At 65.1% G+C, this 20,749-nt stretch carries 21 protein-coding genes; 9 read left to right on the top strand and 12 right to left on the bottom strand.

Annotated features, from left to right (window positions below):
- Positions 1-35: 35 nt before the first annotated feature.
- The 8 genes from LDJ84_RS05605 to LDJ84_RS05570 all read right to left on the bottom strand — a co-directional run bounded on the left by LDJ84_RS05605 (position 36) and on the right by LDJ84_RS05570 (position 7,649).
- Positions 36-830, bottom strand: coding sequence for a YfaP family protein (locus LDJ84_RS05605; protein ID WP_037007438.1), 795 nt, complete (start codon positions 828-830; stop codon positions 36-38).
- A 186-nt stretch (positions 831-1,016) separates the two neighbouring features.
- Positions 1,017-1,958: an AEC family transporter gene (locus tag LDJ84_RS05600; RefSeq protein WP_038803235.1), complete on the bottom strand. Its 942-nt coding sequence runs from the start codon at positions 1,956-1,958 to the stop codon at positions 1,017-1,019.
- A 67-nt stretch (positions 1,959-2,025) separates the two neighbouring features.
- Positions 2,026-2,466, bottom strand: a complete 441-nt coding sequence (locus tag LDJ84_RS05595) for a bactofilin family protein (protein WP_024765919.1) — start codon at positions 2,464-2,466, stop codon at positions 2,026-2,028.
- An 18-nt stretch (positions 2,467-2,484) separates the two neighbouring features.
- Positions 2,485-2,760: a hypothetical protein gene (locus LDJ84_RS05590; protein WP_051445686.1), complete on the bottom strand. Its 276-nt coding sequence runs from the start codon at positions 2,758-2,760 to the stop codon at positions 2,485-2,487.
- A gap of 82 nt (positions 2,761-2,842) precedes the next feature.
- Entirely contained in the window at positions 2,843-3,811 is a 969-nt protein-coding gene (locus LDJ84_RS05585; protein ID WP_024765917.1) for a M23 family metallopeptidase, read from the bottom strand.
- A gap of 192 nt (positions 3,812-4,003) precedes the next feature.
- Positions 4,004-5,737, bottom strand: coding sequence for an ABC transporter ATP-binding protein/permease (locus tag LDJ84_RS05580; RefSeq protein ID WP_024765916.1), 1,734 nt, complete (start codon positions 5,735-5,737; stop codon positions 4,004-4,006).
- Between the two features lie 70 nt (positions 5,738-5,807).
- Positions 5,808-6,368 (bottom strand): response regulator transcription factor, encoded by a 561-nt coding sequence (locus tag LDJ84_RS05575; RefSeq protein WP_037013643.1) that lies wholly within the window; start codon positions 6,366-6,368, stop codon positions 5,808-5,810.
- A 24-nt stretch (positions 6,369-6,392) separates the two neighbouring features.
- Complete coding sequence (locus LDJ84_RS05570) at positions 6,393-7,649, bottom strand: ATP-binding protein (protein WP_024765915.1); 1,257 nt, start codon at positions 7,647-7,649, stop codon at positions 6,393-6,395.
- 230 nt (positions 7,650-7,879) lie between these two features.
- On the opposite strand from LDJ84_RS05570, the gene LDJ84_RS05565 reads away from it, so the two are divergent.
- The 8 genes from LDJ84_RS05565 (at position 7,880) to LDJ84_RS05530 (ending at position 16,982) form a co-directional block, all read left to right on the top strand.
- Entirely contained in the window at positions 7,880-8,596 is a 717-nt protein-coding gene (locus LDJ84_RS05565) for an SIMPL domain-containing protein (RefSeq protein WP_024765914.1), read from the top strand.
- A 222-nt stretch (positions 8,597-8,818) separates the two neighbouring features.
- Positions 8,819-10,420, top strand: a complete 1,602-nt coding sequence (locus LDJ84_RS05560) for an ABC transporter substrate-binding protein (protein ID WP_024765913.1) — start codon at positions 8,819-8,821, stop codon at positions 10,418-10,420.
- Between the two features lie 52 nt (positions 10,421-10,472).
- Positions 10,473-12,089 (top strand): ABC transporter substrate-binding protein, encoded by a 1,617-nt coding sequence (locus tag LDJ84_RS05555; RefSeq protein ID WP_024765912.1) that lies wholly within the window; start codon positions 10,473-10,475, stop codon positions 12,087-12,089.
- Positions 12,090-12,186: 97 nt separating this feature from the next.
- Positions 12,187-13,197, top strand: coding sequence for an ABC transporter permease subunit (locus LDJ84_RS05550; RefSeq protein WP_024765911.1), 1,011 nt, complete (start codon positions 12,187-12,189; stop codon positions 13,195-13,197).
- A 12-nt stretch (positions 13,198-13,209) separates the two neighbouring features.
- On the top strand, positions 13,210-14,121 hold the full coding sequence (locus tag LDJ84_RS05545; RefSeq protein WP_024765910.1) for an ABC transporter permease subunit: 912 nt from the start codon (positions 13,210-13,212) through the stop codon (positions 14,119-14,121).
- Positions 14,122-14,215: 94 nt separating this feature from the next.
- Positions 14,216-15,193: an ABC transporter ATP-binding protein gene (locus LDJ84_RS05540; protein WP_024765909.1), complete on the top strand. Its 978-nt coding sequence runs from the start codon at positions 14,216-14,218 to the stop codon at positions 15,191-15,193.
- Positions 15,190-16,161 (top strand): peptide ABC transporter ATP-binding protein, encoded by a 972-nt coding sequence (locus tag LDJ84_RS05535; protein ID WP_226046059.1) that lies wholly within the window; start codon positions 15,190-15,192, stop codon positions 16,159-16,161. The genes LDJ84_RS05540 and LDJ84_RS05535 overlap by 4 nt, the downstream gene beginning before the upstream one ends.
- Positions 16,162-16,322: 161 nt before the next feature.
- Complete coding sequence (locus tag LDJ84_RS05530) at positions 16,323-16,982, top strand: hypothetical protein (protein WP_226046058.1); 660 nt, start codon at positions 16,323-16,325, stop codon at positions 16,980-16,982.
- A 117-nt stretch (positions 16,983-17,099) separates the two neighbouring features.
- On the opposite strand, the gene LDJ84_RS05525 is transcribed toward LDJ84_RS05530, so the two are convergent.
- Positions 17,100-17,726 (bottom strand): LysE family translocator, encoded by a 627-nt coding sequence (locus LDJ84_RS05525; RefSeq protein ID WP_226046057.1) that lies wholly within the window; start codon positions 17,724-17,726, stop codon positions 17,100-17,102.
- A 135-nt stretch (positions 17,727-17,861) separates the two neighbouring features.
- Between LDJ84_RS05525 and LDJ84_RS05520 the strand changes: the two genes are divergently transcribed.
- On the top strand, positions 17,862-18,344 hold the full coding sequence (locus LDJ84_RS05520; RefSeq protein ID WP_017517556.1) for an Lrp/AsnC family transcriptional regulator: 483 nt from the start codon (positions 17,862-17,864) through the stop codon (positions 18,342-18,344).
- On the opposite strand, the gene LDJ84_RS05515 is transcribed toward LDJ84_RS05520, so the two are convergent.
- Genes LDJ84_RS05515 through LDJ84_RS05505 form a run of 3 tightly spaced genes read right to left on the bottom strand, consistent with a single transcriptional unit; the run spans position 18,337 to position 20,680 of the window.
- Positions 18,337-19,254: a biotin-dependent carboxyltransferase family protein gene (locus LDJ84_RS05515; RefSeq protein ID WP_226046056.1), complete on the bottom strand. Its 918-nt coding sequence runs from the start codon at positions 19,252-19,254 to the stop codon at positions 18,337-18,339. The genes LDJ84_RS05520 and LDJ84_RS05515 overlap by 8 nt on opposite strands.
- Positions 19,251-19,928 carry a 5-oxoprolinase subunit PxpB gene (gene pxpB, locus LDJ84_RS05510; RefSeq protein WP_226046055.1) on the bottom strand — a complete coding sequence of 226 codons (678 nt, stop codon included), beginning with the start codon at positions 19,926-19,928 and terminating at the stop codon, positions 19,251-19,253. Before pxpB ends, LDJ84_RS05515 begins: the two co-directional genes overlap by 4 nt.
- Positions 19,925-20,680 carry a 5-oxoprolinase subunit PxpA gene (locus LDJ84_RS05505; RefSeq protein ID WP_226046054.1) on the bottom strand — a complete coding sequence of 252 codons (756 nt, stop codon included), beginning with the start codon at positions 20,678-20,680 and terminating at the stop codon, positions 19,925-19,927. The genes pxpB and LDJ84_RS05505 overlap by 4 nt, the downstream gene beginning before the upstream one ends.
- Between the last annotated feature and the right edge of the window lie 69 nt (positions 20,681-20,749).

Raw genomic sequence — 20,749 nt, 5'->3', positions numbered from 1 at the left:
TCGCTTGTCCCGTGTCATCCCTGCGAGGGGCGAATTCAGTAATTGAAGGTCTTCACCAGCACCAGATCACCGATGGTGCGCATGGGCACCACGAAGGTCTCGCGCTTCTCGTTGACGGTATTTTCGTTGAACACCAGGTTGATCTCGGCGGTGATCACGTCCTGCTCATGATTGCCTTCCTGGAAGTTGTATCCCTGGCTGGCGCTGTAGTTGCCCCAGTAGTTCACATAGACCAGGTAGGTGCCGTGTAGCGGCGCGGCCATGGTGAACATTTCCGGGCCTGGGCCGTCGACCCCGTCGGGGTCCAGGCCCCCGCCGTTGCTCAGGCGCGGGTTGGCCCAGAAGGCATGCTGGCCGTCGGGCGTGACGATATGCAGGTCGAGTTCGGCCTTGGGGTCGTTCCAGCCCAGTGCCAGGCGGATGCGCGGCGGGATGCGAGCGTTGTTGGCTTCATAGAACTGCACGCGCTTGAGGGATTTGCCCTGGTCACTGCTGACCGCGACGCTGTTGCTACCGGCGCCGAAGTTGTAGGGGCGCACGAACTTGCCTTCGGCGTCGGTGTAGAGCGGGAGCGGATTGCCGTTGACCACCAGGCGCTGGGCACGATCGACGCCGGAGACTTCGCGCAGGTGTCCTTCGATCAGGCTGCGGCCACGAACACCGCCACGGTCGATGGGAGGCGTGGGATAGGCCACGCGAGGCACGCTGGGATCATCGGTCAGGCCGGAATAACGCCAGCCGGCAGTGGGGCTGGAAAGGTCCGCACCCGGCGCGGCAGCGACCGTCGCAGCCAGGAGACTGGCTGACAGAACAAAGACGGCACGAACCATCCGACGCGTGAGCTGCATGAACATTCCTTGATCGTGCATAGCGGGGGAGCCAAATGTAACCGGTCTTGTCGACGTGCGGAACGACCTTCGCATGACCGTGCGACGCAGGACGATCTTTCAGAAATTTCCTACAAACCGATTGGCTTTTGGCGCACCCCGATTGGAAGAGTCTCGCCTTCCACCGAGTCACATCCAGCCGCCCCATTGCAGGACGAAGATGCCGACGTTGGTGGTCAGCGCCGCCACCAGGGTGGTGATGACGATGATCGACGCCGCCAGTTCGTGGTTGCCATTCGCCGCACGGGCCATGACATAGCTGGCCGCCGCCGTGGGGCTGGCGAAATAGAGGAAGAGCACGCCCAGTTCTGCGCCGCGGAACCCCAGCAACCAGGCTGCAGTGGTGCAGATCAGCGGCAGCCAGATCATCTTCATCAGGCTCGCGCTGATCGCCAGGCCACCACTCTCACGCAGGGAAGCCAGCGACAGGGTTCCGCCGATGCACACCAACGCCAGCGGCAGGGTCATCTGGGCAAAGTAGTCGGCCGAGGTCAGCAGCCACGTCGGCAGGCCGATACCGAACCAGGAAAACGGCAGCGCGGCCAGCACACTGATGATCAGCGGATTACAGATGACGTTGCGGGCGATGCTCAGCGGGTCGGACTTCATGCTCGGGCTGTAGATCGCCAGCACCACTGAGGACAGCGTGTTGTAGCAGAGGATCACCAGGGCTGCGAGGACTGAGCCGAGCGCCAGGCCATGGTCACCATAGAGGCTGGTGGCCAGCGCCAGACCGATGATGCCGTTGTTGCCGCGGAACGAGCCCTGCACGTAGACGCCGCGCTCGGCACGCGGCACTCGCCAGGACGCCCAACCCCAGGCCAGCAGGAAGCCCACCAGGGTCGCCGCGCAAAAGTACAGCAGTACCTCGGGGCGTGCTGCGCTGTGCAGGTCGGAGTGGTAGATGCCGAGGAACAGCATCGCCGGCATGGTGGCGTTGAACACCAGTGCCGAGGCGGTCTGGATGAATTCCGGATTGATCGCCCCGACGCGGCGCAACAGCACGCCCAGGAACAGCATGGCGAAGACCGGGGCGGTGATGGCGAAGGTCTGGAGCAGCAGGGCAAGCATGGGAAGCAAGCATCAGGGCGACGGGGGCAGAATCATAGCAAGCTATGTACCCGCCCCACAGGATGAATCACACCTGCGCGTCGGTCGCTTCGCCCCAGAGCGGCGCCGGCAGTTCCAGCGGTTTGGGCGACTCGCCTTCGGCCAGGCGAGTCAGCTTGCCGTCCACGGTGGCGCCGTTCTCCATGCTCAACTGGCGATACTGGATATTGCCGACCACGCGTGCATTGGAGTGCAGCTCCAGCAGGTGTTCGACATACAGGTCACCAATGATGGTCCCATCGATCAGCGCGTCGTAACTGCTGACATTCCCCTCGATCCGACCTTCCGCACTGAGCGCCAGCAGGCTGGCGGCTCCGGGCTTGTGGCAGACATTGCCTTTCACGGTACCGAGAATCTTCAGGCCATCCTGGAACTGCATATCGCCGACCAGATCGACGTTGCCCGAGAGCAGGCTGGAGAACTTGTCCACCGACACCTGCGGGCCTTTCTTCTTGCTGTTGCTGAACATCGCAATTCCTCGCGCGTACTACTTGCCAGGTTTCTGCTGGCGGTAGAAGGCCAGCTCAGTCTTGAGTTTCTTGATTTCGGCGGACATCGAATCGATGCGCTGCATCAGCTGTTCTCGATTGGCGCGGTCCTCGTCGCCCTGCAGGCGTTTGTCCTCCAGTTCGGCGGTCAACTGCTCGACCTGCACACGCAGCGCCTGGAGTTCATCAGCCTGTACACGGCCCGCCACCTCACCCTGGTGGCGCATCAACCAGACGCCCGCCAGCGCCGCTGCCAGCAAGAGAACCAGGAGCAAGGCCGCGCGGCCCAACGCCGCGGAACCACGAGGAACATGGGGGCGGTGCTCGGCGCGCAGCAGGTCGCGGGTGGAGGGCTTCCTAGTCCGAGGCCATACCATCGCTATCGATCTCCATGCCTCCCAGAGAGAGGAAGTTCTGTGGGTCGACGAATTCGCCGTGGTAAAGCACTTCGAAATGCAGGTGCGGCCCCGTGGAGCGGCCGGTGGAACCCACCTTGGCAATTTCCTGCCCCGGCAGCACTACGTCGCCCACTTTCACCAGCAGTTTCGAGGCGTGGGCATAGCGCGTGACCAGGCCATTGCCATGGTCAATCTCCACGCGATTGCCATAGGAGGGATTCGGCCCTGCGACGATGACGCGTCCACCAGCGGCCGCATGGATCGGGCTGCCGGTCGGCGCCGAGAAGTCCTGGCCAGAGTGGAACGCCAGGTGGTGATTGAAGGGGTCGAGCCGGTTGCCGAAAGGCGACCCCAGGCGCGCCTGCTCCATCGGGCGACGGGCGGGAATGGCCATGAAGTCGGCGTTGCGCCGCGCCACCTGGTCCATCAACAGGTCGAATACCCGGCGCAGGCATTTTGCCGAGCGCTCGCTCCGCTCCAGATCGACGTCGGAAGCGGGCAGCGGTTCTGCACAAGGGCGCGGTGGCAGCAGGATGCCGCCTTTGCCCTTGGTGGTCGGCGCCTGGGGCTTTGGCGCGAGATCAGGGTCGACCTTGGACAGTTTGCGCGCGATTTCCTCGTGGCTGTCGACGGCCTTGAGCAGGTAAGTGGCGTCTTTCTCCAGCACTTGCAGGCGACCGGCCAGCTCCCCTATCCGCTCCGCTGCGAAACGCTCGGCGGAATCATCTTCCGAGGGGGCGGGTGCGCTCGCGACGACGGGCATCGGCACCGGCTCGACGTTGGTCCGGCCCACCCAGACACCGACCACGAAGGCCACCACAGCGAATAGCAGCGCCGTGCAGCCGGCCACCAGCAGGAACCGGCGCCGATCGATCAGCTGCAGGTCCGAACGGGTCAATGCCTGCCGAGTTGGTGAAAGGAAGCTCATGGGAGGTACCGTTGAATCTTTTGAAACCCGATCCTGGTCGGACCGGGCTGCACAGGGTACCTGTTATTGAAAGCTTCGCAGCGGCGAAACACTGAAAAATGTAAATAAATAAGAAGAAATCATCCCATCTGAGAAGACTTTCAGATGTTTCCCACTAACACCTTCACAGTATCCCAGTGAATCAAACTGCCACTACACCGGCAGAACAGCCTCGATCTCCTGCAATCGATGGTCTTCCAGGCGCAGCTGGCGCGGGTGGAATCGTTTCAGGCTGAGACGGTGGCCAATGCTGACCAGGGTGACGCCTGGCAATTGGTCCAGCAGCACCTGGTAGAGCGCAGCTTCGTCGGTTTCGTCCAGTGCGGAAGTCGCCTCGTCGAGGAATAACCACTGCGGCGCATAAAGCAGTGCACGGGCGATGGCCAGACGCTGCTGCTCGCCCGGAGACAGCACACGCTGCCAATGGTCGGCTTCACCCAGGCGCGGCACCAGCGAATCCAGGCGGCACAGGTGCAGCACCTGTTTCAGTTGCTCGGGATCGTGACGATCGCCCTGCTCCGGATAGCAGAGCGCCTCGGCGAGGGTGCCGATGGGCAGGTAGGGTTTCTGCGGGACGAACAGACTGCGCGCCTCAGGCATCTGCACAACGCCGCTGCCGTAGCGCCACAGGCCGCTCATGGCGCGCAGCAGGGTGCTCTTGCCACCGCCGGACGGGCCACCGATCAGTACGTGCTCCCCGTTGTTGATCGCCAGGCTGGTGGGCTGCAGCAGCTCGCGACCGTTGCCCAGGCTCAGGGTAAGGTTCTGCAGTTGCAGCAAGTCGCCGGACTTGCGCACGTCGATGTTCGCCGACTCCTGGGCGATGTCGGCCATGGCTCCGCGGAAGCTCAGCAGACGGTCGCAGGTGGCGCGCCAATTGGCGAGGCTGGCGTACGCATCGATGAACCAGCTCAGGCCGTCCTGCACGTTGCCGAAGGCGGAGTTGATCTGCATGAGCTCGCCGAGTTGGATCTTGCCGGCGAAATAACGCGGGGCGGCGACCACCAGGGGGAAGATGATGGCGATCTGGGCATAGCCGGAGCTGAAGAAGGTCAAGCGCTTCTGCACCTTCATCAGCTCCCAGAAGTTGCCCCAGACATTGCGGAAGCGCGTCATCAGCCGTTCGTTCTCGTTGGCCTCGCCGTTGTACAGGGCGATGCTCTCGGCATTCTCGCGCACCCGGACCAGGCCGAAACGCAGATCCGCCTCGAAGCGCTGTTGCTGGTTGTTCAGGGTGATCAGGCGGCGCGCGATCAGGTGCGTCAGCCAGCTGCCAACCGCCGCGTAGAGCAGCGCTGCCCAGAACATGTAGCCGGGAATGGTGATGCCGAGGATTTCGATGCTGCCGGAAACGCCCCAGAGGATGACCGAGAAGGACACCAGGCTGACGACGTTGCGGATCAGGCCAAGACCCAGGGTCAGGGTGGTATCGGTGAAGTTGTTGAGGTCTTCGGTCAGGCGCTGGTCGGGGTTGTCGGTATGGCCGCGCTGCTCGAGGCGGTAATAGTTCTTGTCGCCCAGCCAGGCGGCGAAGTGCTTCTCCGTCAGCCAGCGGCGCCAGCGGATGGTCAGCATCTGGGTCAGGTAGAGGCGGTAGACGGCGATCAGGATCGCGGCGGCGGCAATGCCGCAGAAGTACAGGACCAGCCGGATGAAGGAGTCGACATCCTTGTTCTGCAGGGCGTTGTAGAAGTCACGGTACCAGCTGTTGAGCCAGACCGAGACGGCCACACCCACCAGCGAGAGGGCGATGACCACGATCAGCAGCAACCAGGCCATGCCCTTCTCTTCGCTGCGCCAGTAAGGCGCGGTGAGGTGCCAGACTCGGTGGAAGAAGCGGCTGCGAACGGCATCGTTCGCGGCGCGGTACTCGGCGCTGTCGGTCATGGAATGGGCTCGCACGGCTGTACATACAAAAAAGGAGCGCTCATTGGCGCTCCTTTGTGTTATCGATCGCTTAACGCCTCACCGGGCGCTTCTGCAGCTTACGTTGCAATGTGCGCCGGTGCATACCCAGCGCTCGGGCGGTCGCGGAGATGTTGCCGTCATGTTCGGCAAGCACGCGCTGGATATGTTCCCACTGCAGGCGGTCGACCGACATGGGGTTTTCCGGCACCAGGGTCTCCAGGTCGGCGTGCTGCGACAGCAGTGCAGTGAGCACATCGTCGGCGTCGGCCGGTTTGCACAGGTAGTTGGTGGCGCCGCGCTTGATGGCTTCCACCGCGGTGGCGATGCTGGAATAGCCAGTGAGGATCACTACGCGCATCTCGGCGTCGAGCTCAAGCAGCTTAGGCAGCAGCACCAGGCCGGAGTCGCCGTCCATCTTCAGGTCCAGCACGGCGTAGTCGGGCAGATCGTCCTTGGCCATGGCCAGGCCTTCCTCGGCGGAGCCGGCGACCGACACCCGCAACCCGCGACGGGCCATGGCGCGGGCCATGACGCGGGTAAAGGTGGCATCGTCGTCCACCAGCAGCAGGTGGGGCTGCTCTTCGCCTTCGAACAGGATCTCTTCGCTCATGGTACTTCCTCGCGGGCGCGGCGATCAGGCCACGCCATAGCTTCTGGGCAGACGCAACTCGGTCAGAGTGCCGCCATCTTCATGGTTATACAACTTCACCGTTCCACCTGCGCGGGTCACGCTGGCCTGGCTCAGGAACAATCCCAGGCCGAACCCCTTGCCCTTGGTGGTGAAGAACGGCTTGCCGAGCTGTTCGGCAATCGCCAGCGGCACGCCCGGGCCCTGGTCGCGGATGCTCAGGCAGATTTCCCCGGCATCCCAGTCCAGGCGGATATCCAGGTCGTCCGGGCAGGCGTCCGTCGCATTATTGAGCAGGTTCAGCAGCGCCTGGCTCAGGTCGGTCGGCGGAGTCATCCGCGGTGCCTTGCCCTTGCCGAGCGTCTGGTAGCGATAGCTCGCCTCCGGGCGCATCAAATGCCAGCGCCGCAGCACCGCTTCGACCCACTCGTTGGCGCCCTGCTCTTCCACCGCCTGGCGACGATCCGCTTCGGCGGCGCGTACCAGGTGCTGCAGGGTGGTCTTGCAAAGCTTGACCTGCTCCTGCAGCAGGGCGAGATCTTCCTGCAACATCGGCTGGTCCGCATTGGTCTGGCGCAATTCCTTGAGCAGTACGCTCATGGTCGCCAGCGGCGTGCCCAGTTCATGGGCGGCGCCGGCGGCCTGGGTGGCCACGGCCAGCAGTTGCTGGTCACGCATGCCTTCCTCGCGACGCTGCGCCTGCAACTGCTCCTGGCGGCGCAGCGACTCGGACATGCGGGCGACGAAGAAGGTGATCAGTGCGGCGGCCAGGGCGAAGCTCAGCCACATGCCATAGATAAGGAGGTTGTCGCGTTGTCCCGCAGCCATCTCCAGCGGGTGGAACCACACCAGCAGCACCGTGTAGCTGGCCAGCGCCAAGCCTGCCAGGGCGATGGTGTAGAGCCATGGCAGGGTCGCGGCGGCGATGGTCAGCGGCACCAGGTAATAAGAGACGAAGGGGTTGCTCGAACCACCGGAGTAGTACAGCAGCACACTGTGGATGACCAGGTCGCAGGCGAGCTGGACGGCGTACTCCAGCTCCGTGACCGGCCACGGGCCGCGCAGGCGCAACGCCGTGCCCAGGCAGAGCACAAGGGAGACACCGAGGGTCACGCCCAGCGCAAGCCAGGGCAGTTGAATCAGTTGGGCCTTGTAGGCGAGCCCGACCGAACCGGCCTGGGCGGCAAGCACGAGAATACGGATGAGCGTCAGATGCAGAAGGTTCTGACGACTGGCGGAAAGCTGGAAAACCGGTGGGCGCATGGTGAATTCCGGAATTTGCGCGAGTATAGCCAAGAGCCCCCTCTCCTTTATGCGGCATAGCGCCACAGCATACTCCAGCGCGGCCCGCGTCGGCCGCCTCGCACCGAAACAATTGGTGACATCCGTCAATAACCCGGATCGGAACGAATCCTCGTCAAAGGGTCTGACAGTCCTCGCCACTGGCTCTACTAAGCTGTGGCCGGGACATTTTCTGGAGCAAGGAGTCATCCATGTCTGTACTGAAGAAACCCTTCACCGCCATCGCCGCCGCCATCGCCCTGTGCGCCACCAGCCTGGGAGCCCTGGCAGACGAACCTCGCTACAACCAGGTTTCGCTGCGCGCCGAGGTCAGCCAGGAAGTTGCCCACGACCTGATGCACGTGACCCTGTTCAGCGAAGGCCAGGCCAGCGATCCGGCCAAGCTGGCCAGCGAGACCACCACCGCGCTGAATGCAGCCGTGGAGCAGGCACGCAAGGTGAAAGGCGTGACCGTCAGCCTGGGCAGCCGCAACAGCTACCCGGTGTATGACGACAAGGGCCAGAAGATCACGGCCTGGCGCGAGCGCGCGGAAATCCGTCTGGAGAGCACCGACTTCGCCGCCCTCTCGCAACTCACCGCCGACCTGCTGGGCAAGTTGAAGATGGGCAGCATGGACTTCAGCATCGCCGACGCCACTCGCGCGAAGAACGAGGACGCGATGATGAAGGGCGCCGTGGATGCCTTCAAGGCCCGCGCCCAGGTACTCACCGACGCGCTCGGCGGCAAGGGCTACAAGCTGGTCAGCCTGAACCTGAACACCTCCGGCGCGCCACGGCCGATGCCGGTGATGCGCATGGCCGCCGCCAAGTTCGCCTCCATGGATTCGGCACCGGCGCAGGAAATCGAAGCCGGCACCAGCCAGGTCACCGTCAGCGCCGACGGCACGATCGAGGTGCAGATGCCGTAACACCTAAGGCCTTTTCCAGCGCGGCGCCTTGGGGGACCGGGGCGCCGCCGCTCGACCGCACGGTTCCCATTGTCGAAATTGCGACATTCCCTTGCACCCGCGTCACAACTTCTACACTCATCCCGGTTAGACGCTTGCACCCGGCATGTGCCGTGCATAGCTTCACGCAACGCAGCTCACGAGGCTGCCCCTCGATGACAACCAGAATAAACAGAGGTCCCAATGCGTAAGAACGCCGTCATCCGCGCCATGATTGCCGCTGGGCTGATCGCCAGCGCCCCGCTCGCCCACGCCGCCAACAACCTGGTCTACTGCTCCGAAGGCAGCCCCGCGGGCTTCGACCCCGGCCAGTACACCACCGGCACCGACTTCGATGCCTCGGCGGAAACCGTGTTCAACCGCCTCACCCAGTTCGAGCGCGGCGGCACCCAGGTCATCCCGGGCCTGGCGGAAAAGTGGGACGTATCCGATGACGGCAAGACCTACACTTTCCACCTGCGCTCCGGCGTGAAGTTCCACACCACCGACTACTTCAAGCCGACCCGCGAGTTCAACGCCGACGACGTGCTGTTCACCTTCAACCGCATGCTCGACAAGAACCATCCGTTCCGTAAGGCGTACCAGACCGAATTCCCCTACTTCACCGACATGGGCATGGACGCGAACATCGCCAAGGTGGAGAAGGTCGACGACAAGACCGTCAAGTTCACCCTCAACGAAGTTGACGCGGCGTTCATCCAGAACCTCGCCATGAGCTTCGCCTCGATCCAGTCCGCCGAATACGCCGACCAGTTGCTCAAGCAGGGCAAGGCCAGCGACATCAACCAGAAGCCCATCGGCACCGGCCCGTTCGTGTTCAATCGCTACCAGAAGGACGCGATGATCCGCTTCAAGGCCAACCCGGACTACTGGAACAAGGGTGAGGTGAAGATCGACAACCTGATCTTCGCCATCAACACCGACGCCTCGGTGCGTATGCAGAAGCTCAAGGCCAACGAGTGCCAGATCACCCTCTTCCCGCGCCCGGCCGACCTGGAGGCGCTAAAGAAGGACCCGAACCTGAACATGCCGTCTCAGCCGGGCTTCAACCTCGGCTACATCGCCTACAACGTCCTGCACAAGCCGTTCGACAAGCTCGAAGTGCGCGAGGCGCTGGACATGGCGGTGAACAAGAAGGCGATCATCGACGCCGTCTACCAGGGCGCTGGCCAGCTCGCCGTGAACGGCATGCCGCCGACCCAGTGGTCCTACGACGACAGCATCAAGGACGCCGGCTACAACCCGGAGAAGGCCAAGGAGCTGCTGAAGAAGGCCGGCGTCGCCGAAGGCACCGAGATCACCCTGTGGGCCATGCCGGTGCAGCGCCCGTACAACCCCAACGCCAAGCTGATGGCCGAGATGCTGCAGTCCGACTGGGCCAAGGTCGGCATCAAGGCGAAGATCGTCACCTACGAGTGGGGCGAGTACATCAAGCGCGCCAAGGGCGGCGAGCACGACGCCATGCTGATCGGCTGGAGCGGCGACAACGGTGACCCGGACAACTGGCTGGGCACCCTCTACGGCTGCGATGCCGTGGACGGCAACAACTTCTCCAAATGGTGCGACCCGGCCTACGACAAGCTGATCAAGGATGCCAAGCGCACCCCGGACCAGGCCAAGCGCACCGAGCTGTACAAGCAGGCCCAGCACATTCTCAAGGAGCAGGTGCCGATCACCCCGATCGCCCACTCCACCGTGTACCAGCCGATGCGCAAGACGGTGCAGGATTTCAAGATCAGCCCGTTCGCGCTGAACTCGTTCTACGGCGTCAGCGTCGGCAAGTAAGGCCAATGGCCGCCGGCAACCGCCGGCGGCCAAAGCCCCGACCGCCAGCCCCATGCCCAGCCATTTCCGCAAACGGCTCTCCGGGATGATCCTGGCGAGCCTGCTCGGCTGCACCTCGGCATTCGCCCAGCCCCTGGTGGTCTGCACCGAGGCCAGTCCCGAGGGCTTCGACATCACCCAGTACACCGCCGCGACCACCGCCGATGCTTCCGCCGAGACGGTCTTCGAGCGCCTGGTGCAGTTCGCCCCCGGCAGTACCCGCGTGGTACCTGCGTTGGCAGAGAGCTGGGAGATAAGCGACGACGGACTGCAGTACACCTTCGCCCTGCGCCAGGGCGTGAAATTCCACAGCACCGACTACTTCACGCCGACTCGCGGGTTCAACGCCGACGATGTGCTCTGGAGCTTCCAGCGCCAGCTCGACCCGAAGCACCCATGGAACAGGCTGGCCCCGCGCGGCTTTCCCTATGCCGAGGCAATGGGCCTGCCCGGCCTGATCGGCGCGGTGGAAAAGCTCGACGACTACCACGTGCGCTTTACCCTCAGGCATCCCGAGGCGCCCTTCCTCGCCGACCTCGCGATGGGTTTCGCCTCCATTTATTCCGCCGAGTACGGTGACCTGCTGCTGGCTGCCGAGAAGGCCGACCAGTTGAACAACCTGCCCATCGGCACCGGCCCCTTCATCTTCCAGCGCTACCAGAAGGACGCTCAGGTGCGCTTCACCGCCAACCCTGATTACTGGGGCGGCAAGCCGAAGATCGACCGCCTGCTGCTGGCGATCACTCCCGACCCGAACGTACGCATCCAGAAGGTCAAGGCCGGCGACTGCCAGATAGCCGTCTACCCCAAGCCCACCGACGTGCCCGCGCTGCGCCAGGACCCGAAACTCAAGGTCGAGGAACTGGACTCCCTGCTGGTCGCCTACGTCGGCATCAATACCCGGCACAAACCGCTGGACGATGTGCGCGTGCGCCAGGCGATCAATCTCGCCTTCGACCGCGATGCCTACCTGCGCGCACAGTTCGGCGAAGGCGCCGCAACGCTGGCTGTGGCGCCCTATCCGCCGACACTGTGGGGTTCCGATCCGCAGCTCAAGGTCTGGCCCCACGACCCGGCGCGCGCCAGGCAACTGCTGGAAGAAGCCGGTATCAAGCCCGGCCTGAAACTGTCGATCTGGACCCGCCCCGGCGGCGGCCCGACCAACCCCAACCCCGGCATCGGCGCGCAGATGCTGCAGGACGACCTGGGCAGGATCGGCATCCAGGCGGACATCCGCGTCTTCGAATGGGGAGAGCTGATCAAGCGTGCCAAGCAGGGCGAGCACGACCTGATCTTCATGGGCTGGGCCGGCGACAATGGCGACCCGGACAACTTCCTCACGCCGAACCTGTCCTGTGCGGCGGCGAAAAGCGGCGAGAACCAGGCCGGCTGGTGCAACGCGGAGTTCGACGAACTACTGCGCAAGGCCCGCGCCATTACCGACCAGGAAACCCGCGCGGACCTCTACCGCCAGGCGCTGGCGGTCTACCAGCGCGAGGCGCCGTGGATCGCCCTGGCCTACCCGAAGCAGTTCGCCGTGGTGCGGCCTGGCGTAACAGGCTTTACCCTGAGCCCGCTGGGTTCGAACAATTTTTCCCGTGTGCAGCTACAGGGCTCGCCGGGACCATAACGACAAGGACCAGACCTCAAAAGGGTCGATGTCGACAAGAACGGACCGCCCATGACGCGGCCCAACCGTGACCATCCCATGTGGAGAACTCCCCACAATGCTGTCCTTCATTGCCCGGCGCTTCGGGCTACTGATACCGACCTTCTTCGGCGTCACCCTGCTCACCTTTGCGCTGATCCGCCTGATTCCGGGCGACCCCGTGGAAGTGATGATGGGTGAACGCCGCGTCGACCCGCAGATGCACGCCGAGGCCATGCACCGCCTGGGCCTCGACAAGCCGCTTTACCAGCAGTATCTCGACTACATCGGGAACCTCGCCCAGGGCAATCTCGGCGAGTCGCTGAAAACCCGCGAGAGTGTCTGGCACGAGTTCCTCACCCTGTTCCCGGCGACCCTGGAGCTGTCCCTGGCGGCCCTGTTGTTCGCCGGCACCTTCGGCCTGCTCGCCGGGGTGGTCGCCGCGCTCAAGCGCGGCTCGCTGTTCGACCACGGGGTGATGACGATCTCCCTGGCCGGCTACTCGATGCCGATCTTCTGGTGGGGCCTGATCCTCATCATGCTGTTCTCCGTCAGCCTGGGCTGGACGCCGGTGTCCGGGCGCCTCGACCTGCTCTACGACATCGAGCCGAAAACCGGCTTCATGCTCATCGACACCCTGCTCTCGGATGAAGACGGTGCCTTTATCGATGCCGTGCGCCACCTGATCCTGCCGGCCATCGTGCTGGGCACCATCCCGCTGGCGGTGATCGCCCGGATGACCCGCTCCTCGATGCTCGAAGTGCTGCGCGAAGACTATGTGCGCACGGCTCGCGCCAAGGGTCTGTCGCCAGCGCGCGTGGTGTTCGTGCACGCCCTGCGCAACGCGATGATCCCGGTGCTCACCGTGTTCGGCCTGCAGGTCGGCACTCTGCTGGCCGGCGCCGTACTGACCGAGACCATCTTCTCCTGGCCGGGCATCGGCAAATGGCTGATCGAGGCGATTGGAGCGCGCGACTACCCGGTGGTACAGAACGGTATCCTGCTGGTGGCGACGCTGGTGATCCTGGTCAACTTCCTGGTGGACATCCTCTACGGACTCGCCAACCCCCGTATCCGCCATCAACGCTGAGGAGCCGACGCCATGAGTACCCTTGCCAAAGCTCCCGCCAGCGACCCGAGCCTGGTCTACCCCTCCCCGCTGAAAGAATTCTGGCACGCCTTTTCGCGCAACAAAGGCGCGGTCGGCGGCCTGCTGTTCATGCTGGTCATCGTGTTCTGCGCAGTGTTCGCGCCGTGGGTCGCCCCCCACGACCCGAGCGAGCAGTACCGCAACTTTTTCCTCACACCGCCGGTCTGGGCCGAAAGCGGCCAGTGGCAGTTCCTGCTGGGCACCGACGAAGTGGGCCGAGACCTGCTCTCGCGGCTGATCTACGGCGCACGTCTATCGCTGATGATCGCTCTGACCTCAGTACTGGTTTCGATGATCCCCGGCATCTTCCTCGGCCTGCTCGCCGGCTTCTCGCCGACCCGCCTTGGCCCGGTGATCATGCGCCTGATGGACATCATGCTGGCGCTGCCCTCGCTGCTGCTGGCGGTGGCCATCGTCGCCATCCTCGGCCCGGGCCTGATCAATACCGTGATCGCCATCGCCATCGTCTCGCTGCCGGCCTACGTGCGCCTGACCCGCGCCGCGGTCATGGGCGAACTGAACCGCGACTACGTCACCGCCTCGCGCCTGGCGGGTGCCGGCACCCTGCGCCTGATGTTCGTCACCGTGCTGCCCAACTGCATGGCGCCGCTGATCGTGCAGGCCACCCTGAGCTTCTCCTCGGCGATCCTCGACGCCGCCGCATTGGGCTTCCTCGGCCTGGGCGTGCAACCGCCGACGCCCGAGTGGGGCACCATGCTGGCCTCCGCGCGCGACTATATCGAGCGCGCCTGGTGGGTCGTCTCGCTGCCCGGCCTGACCATCCTGCTCAGCGTGCTGGCGATCAACCTGATGGGCGACGGCCTGCGCGATGCGCTGGACCCGAAGCTGAAGAATGCGGCGTGAGGAGCATGCAGATGGATACCCCCGTGCTCTTCGTAGGACTGAAGCGTCCCTCTCGTTCCCACAAGAAGAACAAAAGCCTGATGGAGACCGCCGTATGAGCCTCCTCGACCTGCGCAATCTTTCGGTGCGCTTCGGCGACCGCAATGCCATCCCGGTAGTGGATGGCCTCGACCTCTCGGTGGACAAGGGTGAAGTCCTGGCCATCGTCGGCGAATCCGGCTCCGGCAAGTCGGTGACCATGATGGCCCTGATGGGCCTGATCGACGCCCCCGGCATCATCACCGCCGACACCATGCAATTCGACGGCATCGACATGCTGCGTCTGAAAGGCCGCGAGCGTCGGCGCATCGTCGGCAAGGACATCGCCATGGTCTTCCAGGACCCGATGACAGCCCTCAACCCCAGCTTCACCGTCGGCTACCAGATCGAGGAAGTGCTCAAACTGCACCTCGGCCTGCGCGGCAAGGCCCTTCGCCAGCGCGCCCTGGAGCTGCTCGAACGGGTGGAAATCCCCGGCGCCGCCCAACGCCTGGACGCCTACCCGCACCAGTTGTCCGGCGGCATGAGCCAGCGCGTCGCGATCGCCATGGCGATTGCCGGCGAGCCCAAGCTGCTGATCGCCGACGAGCCGACCACCGCGCTGGACGTGACCATCCAGGCGCAGATCATGGAGCTGCTGCTGAACCTGCAGCGCGACCAGGGCATGGCGCTGATCCTGATCACCCACGACCTCGCCGTGGTCGCCGAGACCGCCCAGCGCGTCTGCGTGATGTACGCGGGCCAGGCGGTGGAGATCGGCCAGGTGCCGGCATTGTTCGACCTGCCGACCCATCCCTATACCGAAGCGCTGCTCAAGGCGATCCCGGAACACAGTGCCGGTGAAGAGCGCCTGGCTACCCTGCCCGGCATCGTTCCCGGTAAATACGATCGCCCTCAGGGCTGCCTGCTGTCGCCACGCTGTCCCTACGTGCAGGACAACTGCCGCAGCGTACGCCCGGCGCTGGAAGCCCATGAGCGCGGCGCCGTGCGCTGCTTCTACCCGCTCAACCTGAACACCGAGGTGGCCCGATGAACGCCGTTCTGACCGCCCGCGACCTGACCCGTCACTACGAAATCTCCCAGGGCCTGTTCAAGCCCCACGCCCTGGTCCGCGCGCTCAACGGCGTGTCCTTCGACCTGCAGGCCGGCAAGACCCTGGCCGTGGTCGGCGAATCCGGCTGCGGCAAGTCCACGCTCGCCCGCGCGCTGACCCTGATCGAAGAACCCACCTCCGGCTCGCTGCAGATCGCCGGCCAGGAAGTGAAAGGCGCCAACCACGAGCAGCGCAAACAGTTGCGCCGCGACGTGCAGATGATCTTCCAGAACCCCTACGCCTCGCTCAACCCACGACAGAAGATCGGTGACCAACTGGCCGAGCCGCTGGTGATCAACACCAATCTGTCGCGCGCCGAGCGCCGCGAGCGCGTGCAGGCGATGATGAAGCAGGTCGGCCTGCGCCCCGAGCACTACCAGCGCTACCCGCACATGTTCTCTGGCGGCCAGCGCCAGCGCATCGCGCTGGCCCGCGCCATGATGCTGCGGCCCAAGGTGCTGGTGGCGGACGAACCGACCTCCGCGCTGGATGTGTCGATCCAGGCCCAGGTGCTCAACCTGTTCATGGACCTGCAGCAGGAGTTCGGCACCGCCTACGTGTTCATCTCCCACAACCTCGCCGTGGTCCGCCACGTCGCTGACGATGTGCTGGTGATGTACCTCGGCCGCCCGGCGGAAATGGGCCCGGCGGACAAGCTCTACGAGCGCCCGCTGCATCCCTACACCCAGGCGCTGCTCTCGGCCACCCCGGCGATCCACCCCGACCCGAGCAAGCCGAAGATCAAGATCCAGGGCGAGCTCCCCAACCCTCTCAACCCGCCCAGCGGCTGCGCCTTCCACAAGCGCTGCCCCTACGCGACCGAGCGCTGCAGGACCGAGGTACCGGAGCTGCGGCTGCTGGATGAGCGACAAGTCGCCTGTCATCACGCCGAGCAGTTCCTGAACTGATGCGAAACGGGCCGGTCATAGGCCGGCCCTCTTTCGGATACAGCTGCGTCCTACAGCGCAGCGGGAACAGGCCTACGGCCTGATCCAGAACGTCCCGCTAGGGTGGCGTCCCGCCACCGTCCCGCACCGCAGTGGCCGTTATCCACAGGGCCACACTCCACATGCTGCTGTTCTTCCTCCTGCTGATCCTCGTCACCGCCATCGTCGCCAATGTGCAGTTGCACAAGTGGAAGCGGCAACAGCGGATGGACGTGCGCGCGGCAGTGAAATCACGGAAGAAATCGTCGACGACGAAGAAAAAGGCGCCGGGGGACGTCGATCTCGACGAGATCGACTGGAGTGGGCTCGACCAGGATGAACTGGACTTCAGCGCACCGCCCTCGCCAGCGCCAAAGCCGCCGCCCGCGTCGGTTCGTGCCACGGCTCCTGCCCAGCCGTCTGCCGAGGTCAAACCGACAGTCGAGCCCCGGGACGAGTTCTTTCCCCTGGAACGGGCATTGCCACCGGGACAGCTGACGGCTGCCCAACGCGACGAAGCCATGGCACAACTGCTCAAGGCCAGCCTGCATATCCCCACTCCGGAACCCGGCGAGAGGCATGTGGTGCTGGATATGGACGGCGGCAGCTACGTGCCGGTCGCCACGCACCCAGCCGCGGCGGCGATCGCCCTCGGGCATCTCGCCGAGAGCCTGCAACAGCGCAAGGGCGCGCAGCTGCTGCGCGAGTTGCGCGGCAAGGAACTCGGCCTGCTGGTGGTCGCGCGCAATCCGCAGAAGCCGTCCGTGGCACGGCTGTGGAAAATCCTCCCAGAAGACCTGTAGGAGCGAGCTTGCTCGCGAACAGGCCAAGCGGCGGAGTCAGTTCGCGAGCACGCCCGCTCCCACGAAGAGCCGTTTGCGCTGTTCTGCAACTTGCTCACCACCGCACCGAAACTGTCCCTACAGATCACGGATCAGCGCCAGGCGCACGCCGAAGCCCAGCAGAATGCCGCCGAAGCCCCACTGCTGCACCCGCTGCATCGCCCTGTGCCGCGCCAGCCAGCGGCCCATGCGCTCGCCGCTGACGGCGTAGAAGCTGTCAAAGCCCAGCCCGACCACCACCAGCACACCGCCCAGCAGCGCGAATTGCAGTGCCAGCGGCCCGTTCTGCGGATGAATGAACTGCGGCAATAGCACCGAACAGAACAACAGCGCCTTGGGGTTGAGCAGATTGGTCAGCAGGCCACGCCGAAACGCCCGCCGGTAGCTCACTGTGGATAACCCGGCGCTCCCCTCCGCCAGCGGCACGCCAACCGGCGCTCGGAGCAACTGCAAGCCAATCCACGCCAGATAAAGGCCACCGCCGATGCGCACCGCATCGAACGTCCACGGCGCCGTGCGGAACAGCAGTGCCAGCCCGGTCGCCGCCAGCGCCACATGGCAGGCACGCGCCAGGCCCAGGCCGAGCGCGGTCGCCAATGCCGCGCTGCAGCCCTCGCGGGCACCGGTGTGCAGCAGGAGAATCATGTCCGGCCCGGGCAGCAGGTAGACCATCGCCAGGGCCAGCAGGAAGACGCCGATATCCACAGGAGCCACTCCGAAGAAGACATTGTGGATAAGGATTCTATGCCTGAAGCTTGGAGCAGGTGCTTGCGTATTCCACCAGTACAAAGCTGCCAATTGGCATACTCTGCCACTCTGAAGCCACTTGATCAGCCAATCATGCCAAGCCCAAAACTGGACGCCTACGACCACCGCATCCTCGCCGCCCTGCAGCGCGACGGCCGCCTGACCAACGTGCAGCTTGCCGAGGAAATCGGGCTCTCCCCTTCGCCCTGCCTGAGGCGCGTGCGCATCCTCGAAGAGGCCGGGATGATCCGCGGTTACCACGCCGAACTGGGCCGCGACGAAGTCGGCCTGGGCTTGACGGTGTTTGTCGGCGTGAAGGTCGAGCGCCACAGCGATACCAGCGCTGCCGCCTTTCGCCAGGCGGTGATCGACTTGCCGGAGGTCATCTCGGTGCATCTGGTCAGCGGCGAGTCGGACTTCCTCCTGCAGGTGGTGCTGCCGGACCTGCGCGCCTACGAGCAATTCCTCACCGGCACCCTGCTCAAGCTGCCGGGCGTCAGCGACATCCGCAGCAACTTCGCCATCCAGACGGTGAAAGAGTCGGCGCCCCTGCCGTTACGGCACTTGCCTAAGTAGCGAAAAACCTCAGGAACGCGCGCAGGTCCGCCTGCGCCTGTTCCACGCTCGCCTCGACAACGCGCACCTCGCTGTGCGCCGGGCATTGCGCCAGGCGGCCGATGTCCAGCGGGTGCAGCACGCCCAGCAGCGGGTAGCCACCCATGGTCTGCCGGTCGGCCAGCAGGATGATTGGCTGGCCGTCCGGCGGCACCTGGATGGCGCCCTCCACTACTCCCAACGACCACTGCCGGCGGGGCGCGCCCAGGGCTTCGCCGCGCAGGCGCACGCCCATGCGGTCGGATTGCGGGCTGATCTGCCAGGGCTGAGTGAAGAAAGCCCGGCGCTGTTCGGTGGTGAAGGCATCCGGGCCAGGCAAAACGCGCAGGACCGGGCATTCGCGGTAGTCCGGCCGATAGGGCCAGGGCACGTCGGCGCCACGGGAGAAATGCTCGCCTGCAGCGGTGCATTCCAGCACATCCCCCACGGCCAGGGTCTCGCCATTGCCGGCAAGACCTCCGAGCCTTTCCCGCGTCTGGGTCGAAACGCTACCCAGTACCAGTGCCGCACGGAAACCACCGGCAGCAGAGAGATAGGCGCGCTGTCCGGCACGGGCGAAACCGAGCTTGAGGCGCTGCCCGGCCCGAACATGAAAACGCGACCAAGCGGGAAGCGGTTCGCCATCGAGTTGTGCAGGCAGCTCGGCGCCGGTCAGCGCCAGCCAGGTATCGTCCTGCGCCTCCAGCTCCACGCCGCCCAGTGCGATCTCCAACAATGCTGTGCCGTAGGGGTTGCCGAGCAGGCGATTGGCCCAGGCCGCGGCGTGTTTATCCACAGGCCCGCCGGGAGAGATGCCGAGCCGCTGCCAGCCCTGGCGACCACCATCCTGCAGCAGGCACAGCGGGCCGCAGGCGATGACCGTCAGGCTCATGCGTCACCGCCCGCAGCGCGAAAAGCAGCTTCGTCGATGGGTACGAAGCGCACCCGATCGCCCACGGCCAGCGGGCAGGGAGGCGTCGCGCAGGGATCGAACAGACGCTGCGCGGCGCGTCCCAGCAGGTGCCAGCCGCCGGGCGAGGCCTGTGGATAAACCGCTGTCTGGCGCTCGGCAATGGCGAGGCTGCCGGCGGGAACCCGTGTGCGCGGCGTGGCCCGGCGCGGCAGGACGAGGCGCTCGTCCAACTCGCCCAGGTAGGCGAAGCCGGGGGCAAAGCCGATGGCGCCGACGCGGTAGTCGCGACCAGCGTGCAGGTCGATCACCTGGGTCGGCGTGAGCCCGCAGTGAAGGGCAACCTCGGCGAGGTCTTCACCGGCGTACCACACGGCAATTTCATGCAGCCGCTCCACTTCACCGGTCGCGGCCTCGCCTGGCCACTGCGCCAGCGCGGCCTGCACCTGGCGCTGCAACTGCGGCAAGTCCACGCGCAGCAGGTCGTAGTGAAGGAGCAAGGTCGTCCATCCCGCCACGCAATCGGTCAGCGCCGGGCCCAGTTCGGTGCGCAGGCGTTCGGACAGCCGAGCGATGCGCAGCGGCAAGGTGTCGTCGGGCTGTTCGGCCAGGGTGATCAGCAGCGCCGTGGCGCCGAAGGGCTCGAGACGGATCATGCCTGGTCCAGCAGGCCACGCAGGCGCCGCAGCACCGCCAGGGATTGGGGGTTGTCACCGTGCACGCAGAGGCTGTCGGCGCGCAGCCGCAGCGGGTTGCCGTCGATATCCGGGAAAGGTTCGCCGCGGGCGATGGCCAGGGCCTGGTCGAGAATGCGTTGCGGCTCGTGATGTACGGCATTGGCCAGGCGCCGCGGCGCGAGCTGGCCGTCGGGCAGGTAGGCGCGGTCGGCGAAGGCTTCGAACATCAGCGGTACATCTGCCACGTCGGCCAGTTGCAGCTCGCGACTGTTGTCGGCCAGGGCCAGCACCATCAGCGGCAGGCGCTTGCGATAGGCGGCGCAGGCGTCGAGCACGGCGCAGAGCAGCGCGTCGTCGCGCACCAGGTCGTTGTACAGCGCACCGTGGGGCTTCACGTAGGCCACCTGGGTGCCGGCGGCGCGGCAGAAGGCATCCAGCGCGCCGATCTGGTAGAGCACCAGGGCGTGGACTTCCTCGGGCGAGCAGTTCATGTGCCGGCGACCGAAGCCGGCGAGGTCCGGGTAGGCCGGGTGGGCACCGATGCTGACGCCCTGCTCCACCGCCAGGCGCACGGTGCGCTGCATGGTCAGTGGGTCGCCCGCGTGGTAGCCACAAGCGAGGTTGGCCTGGTCGATCAGCGGCATGGCGTGGGTGTCGTCGCCCATGCGCCAGGCGCCGAAGCTTTCGCCCATGTCGCAGTTGAGCAGGATTCGCGTCGTGCTCTCGGTCATTGGTGTCGCCGTCCTTCCAAGTTTCCTACAGGGTAAAGCAGACCATGGCCTTTGGCCTTCGGAGAATAC

The organism is Pseudomonas sp. HS-18, from assembly GCF_020401845.1.
GTDB lineage: Bacteria > Pseudomonadota > Gammaproteobacteria > Pseudomonadales > Pseudomonadaceae > Pseudomonas > Pseudomonas nitroreducens.
Note: the sequence above shows the minus strand (reverse complement) of the source record. Positions and strands in the feature narration are given on the sequence as shown.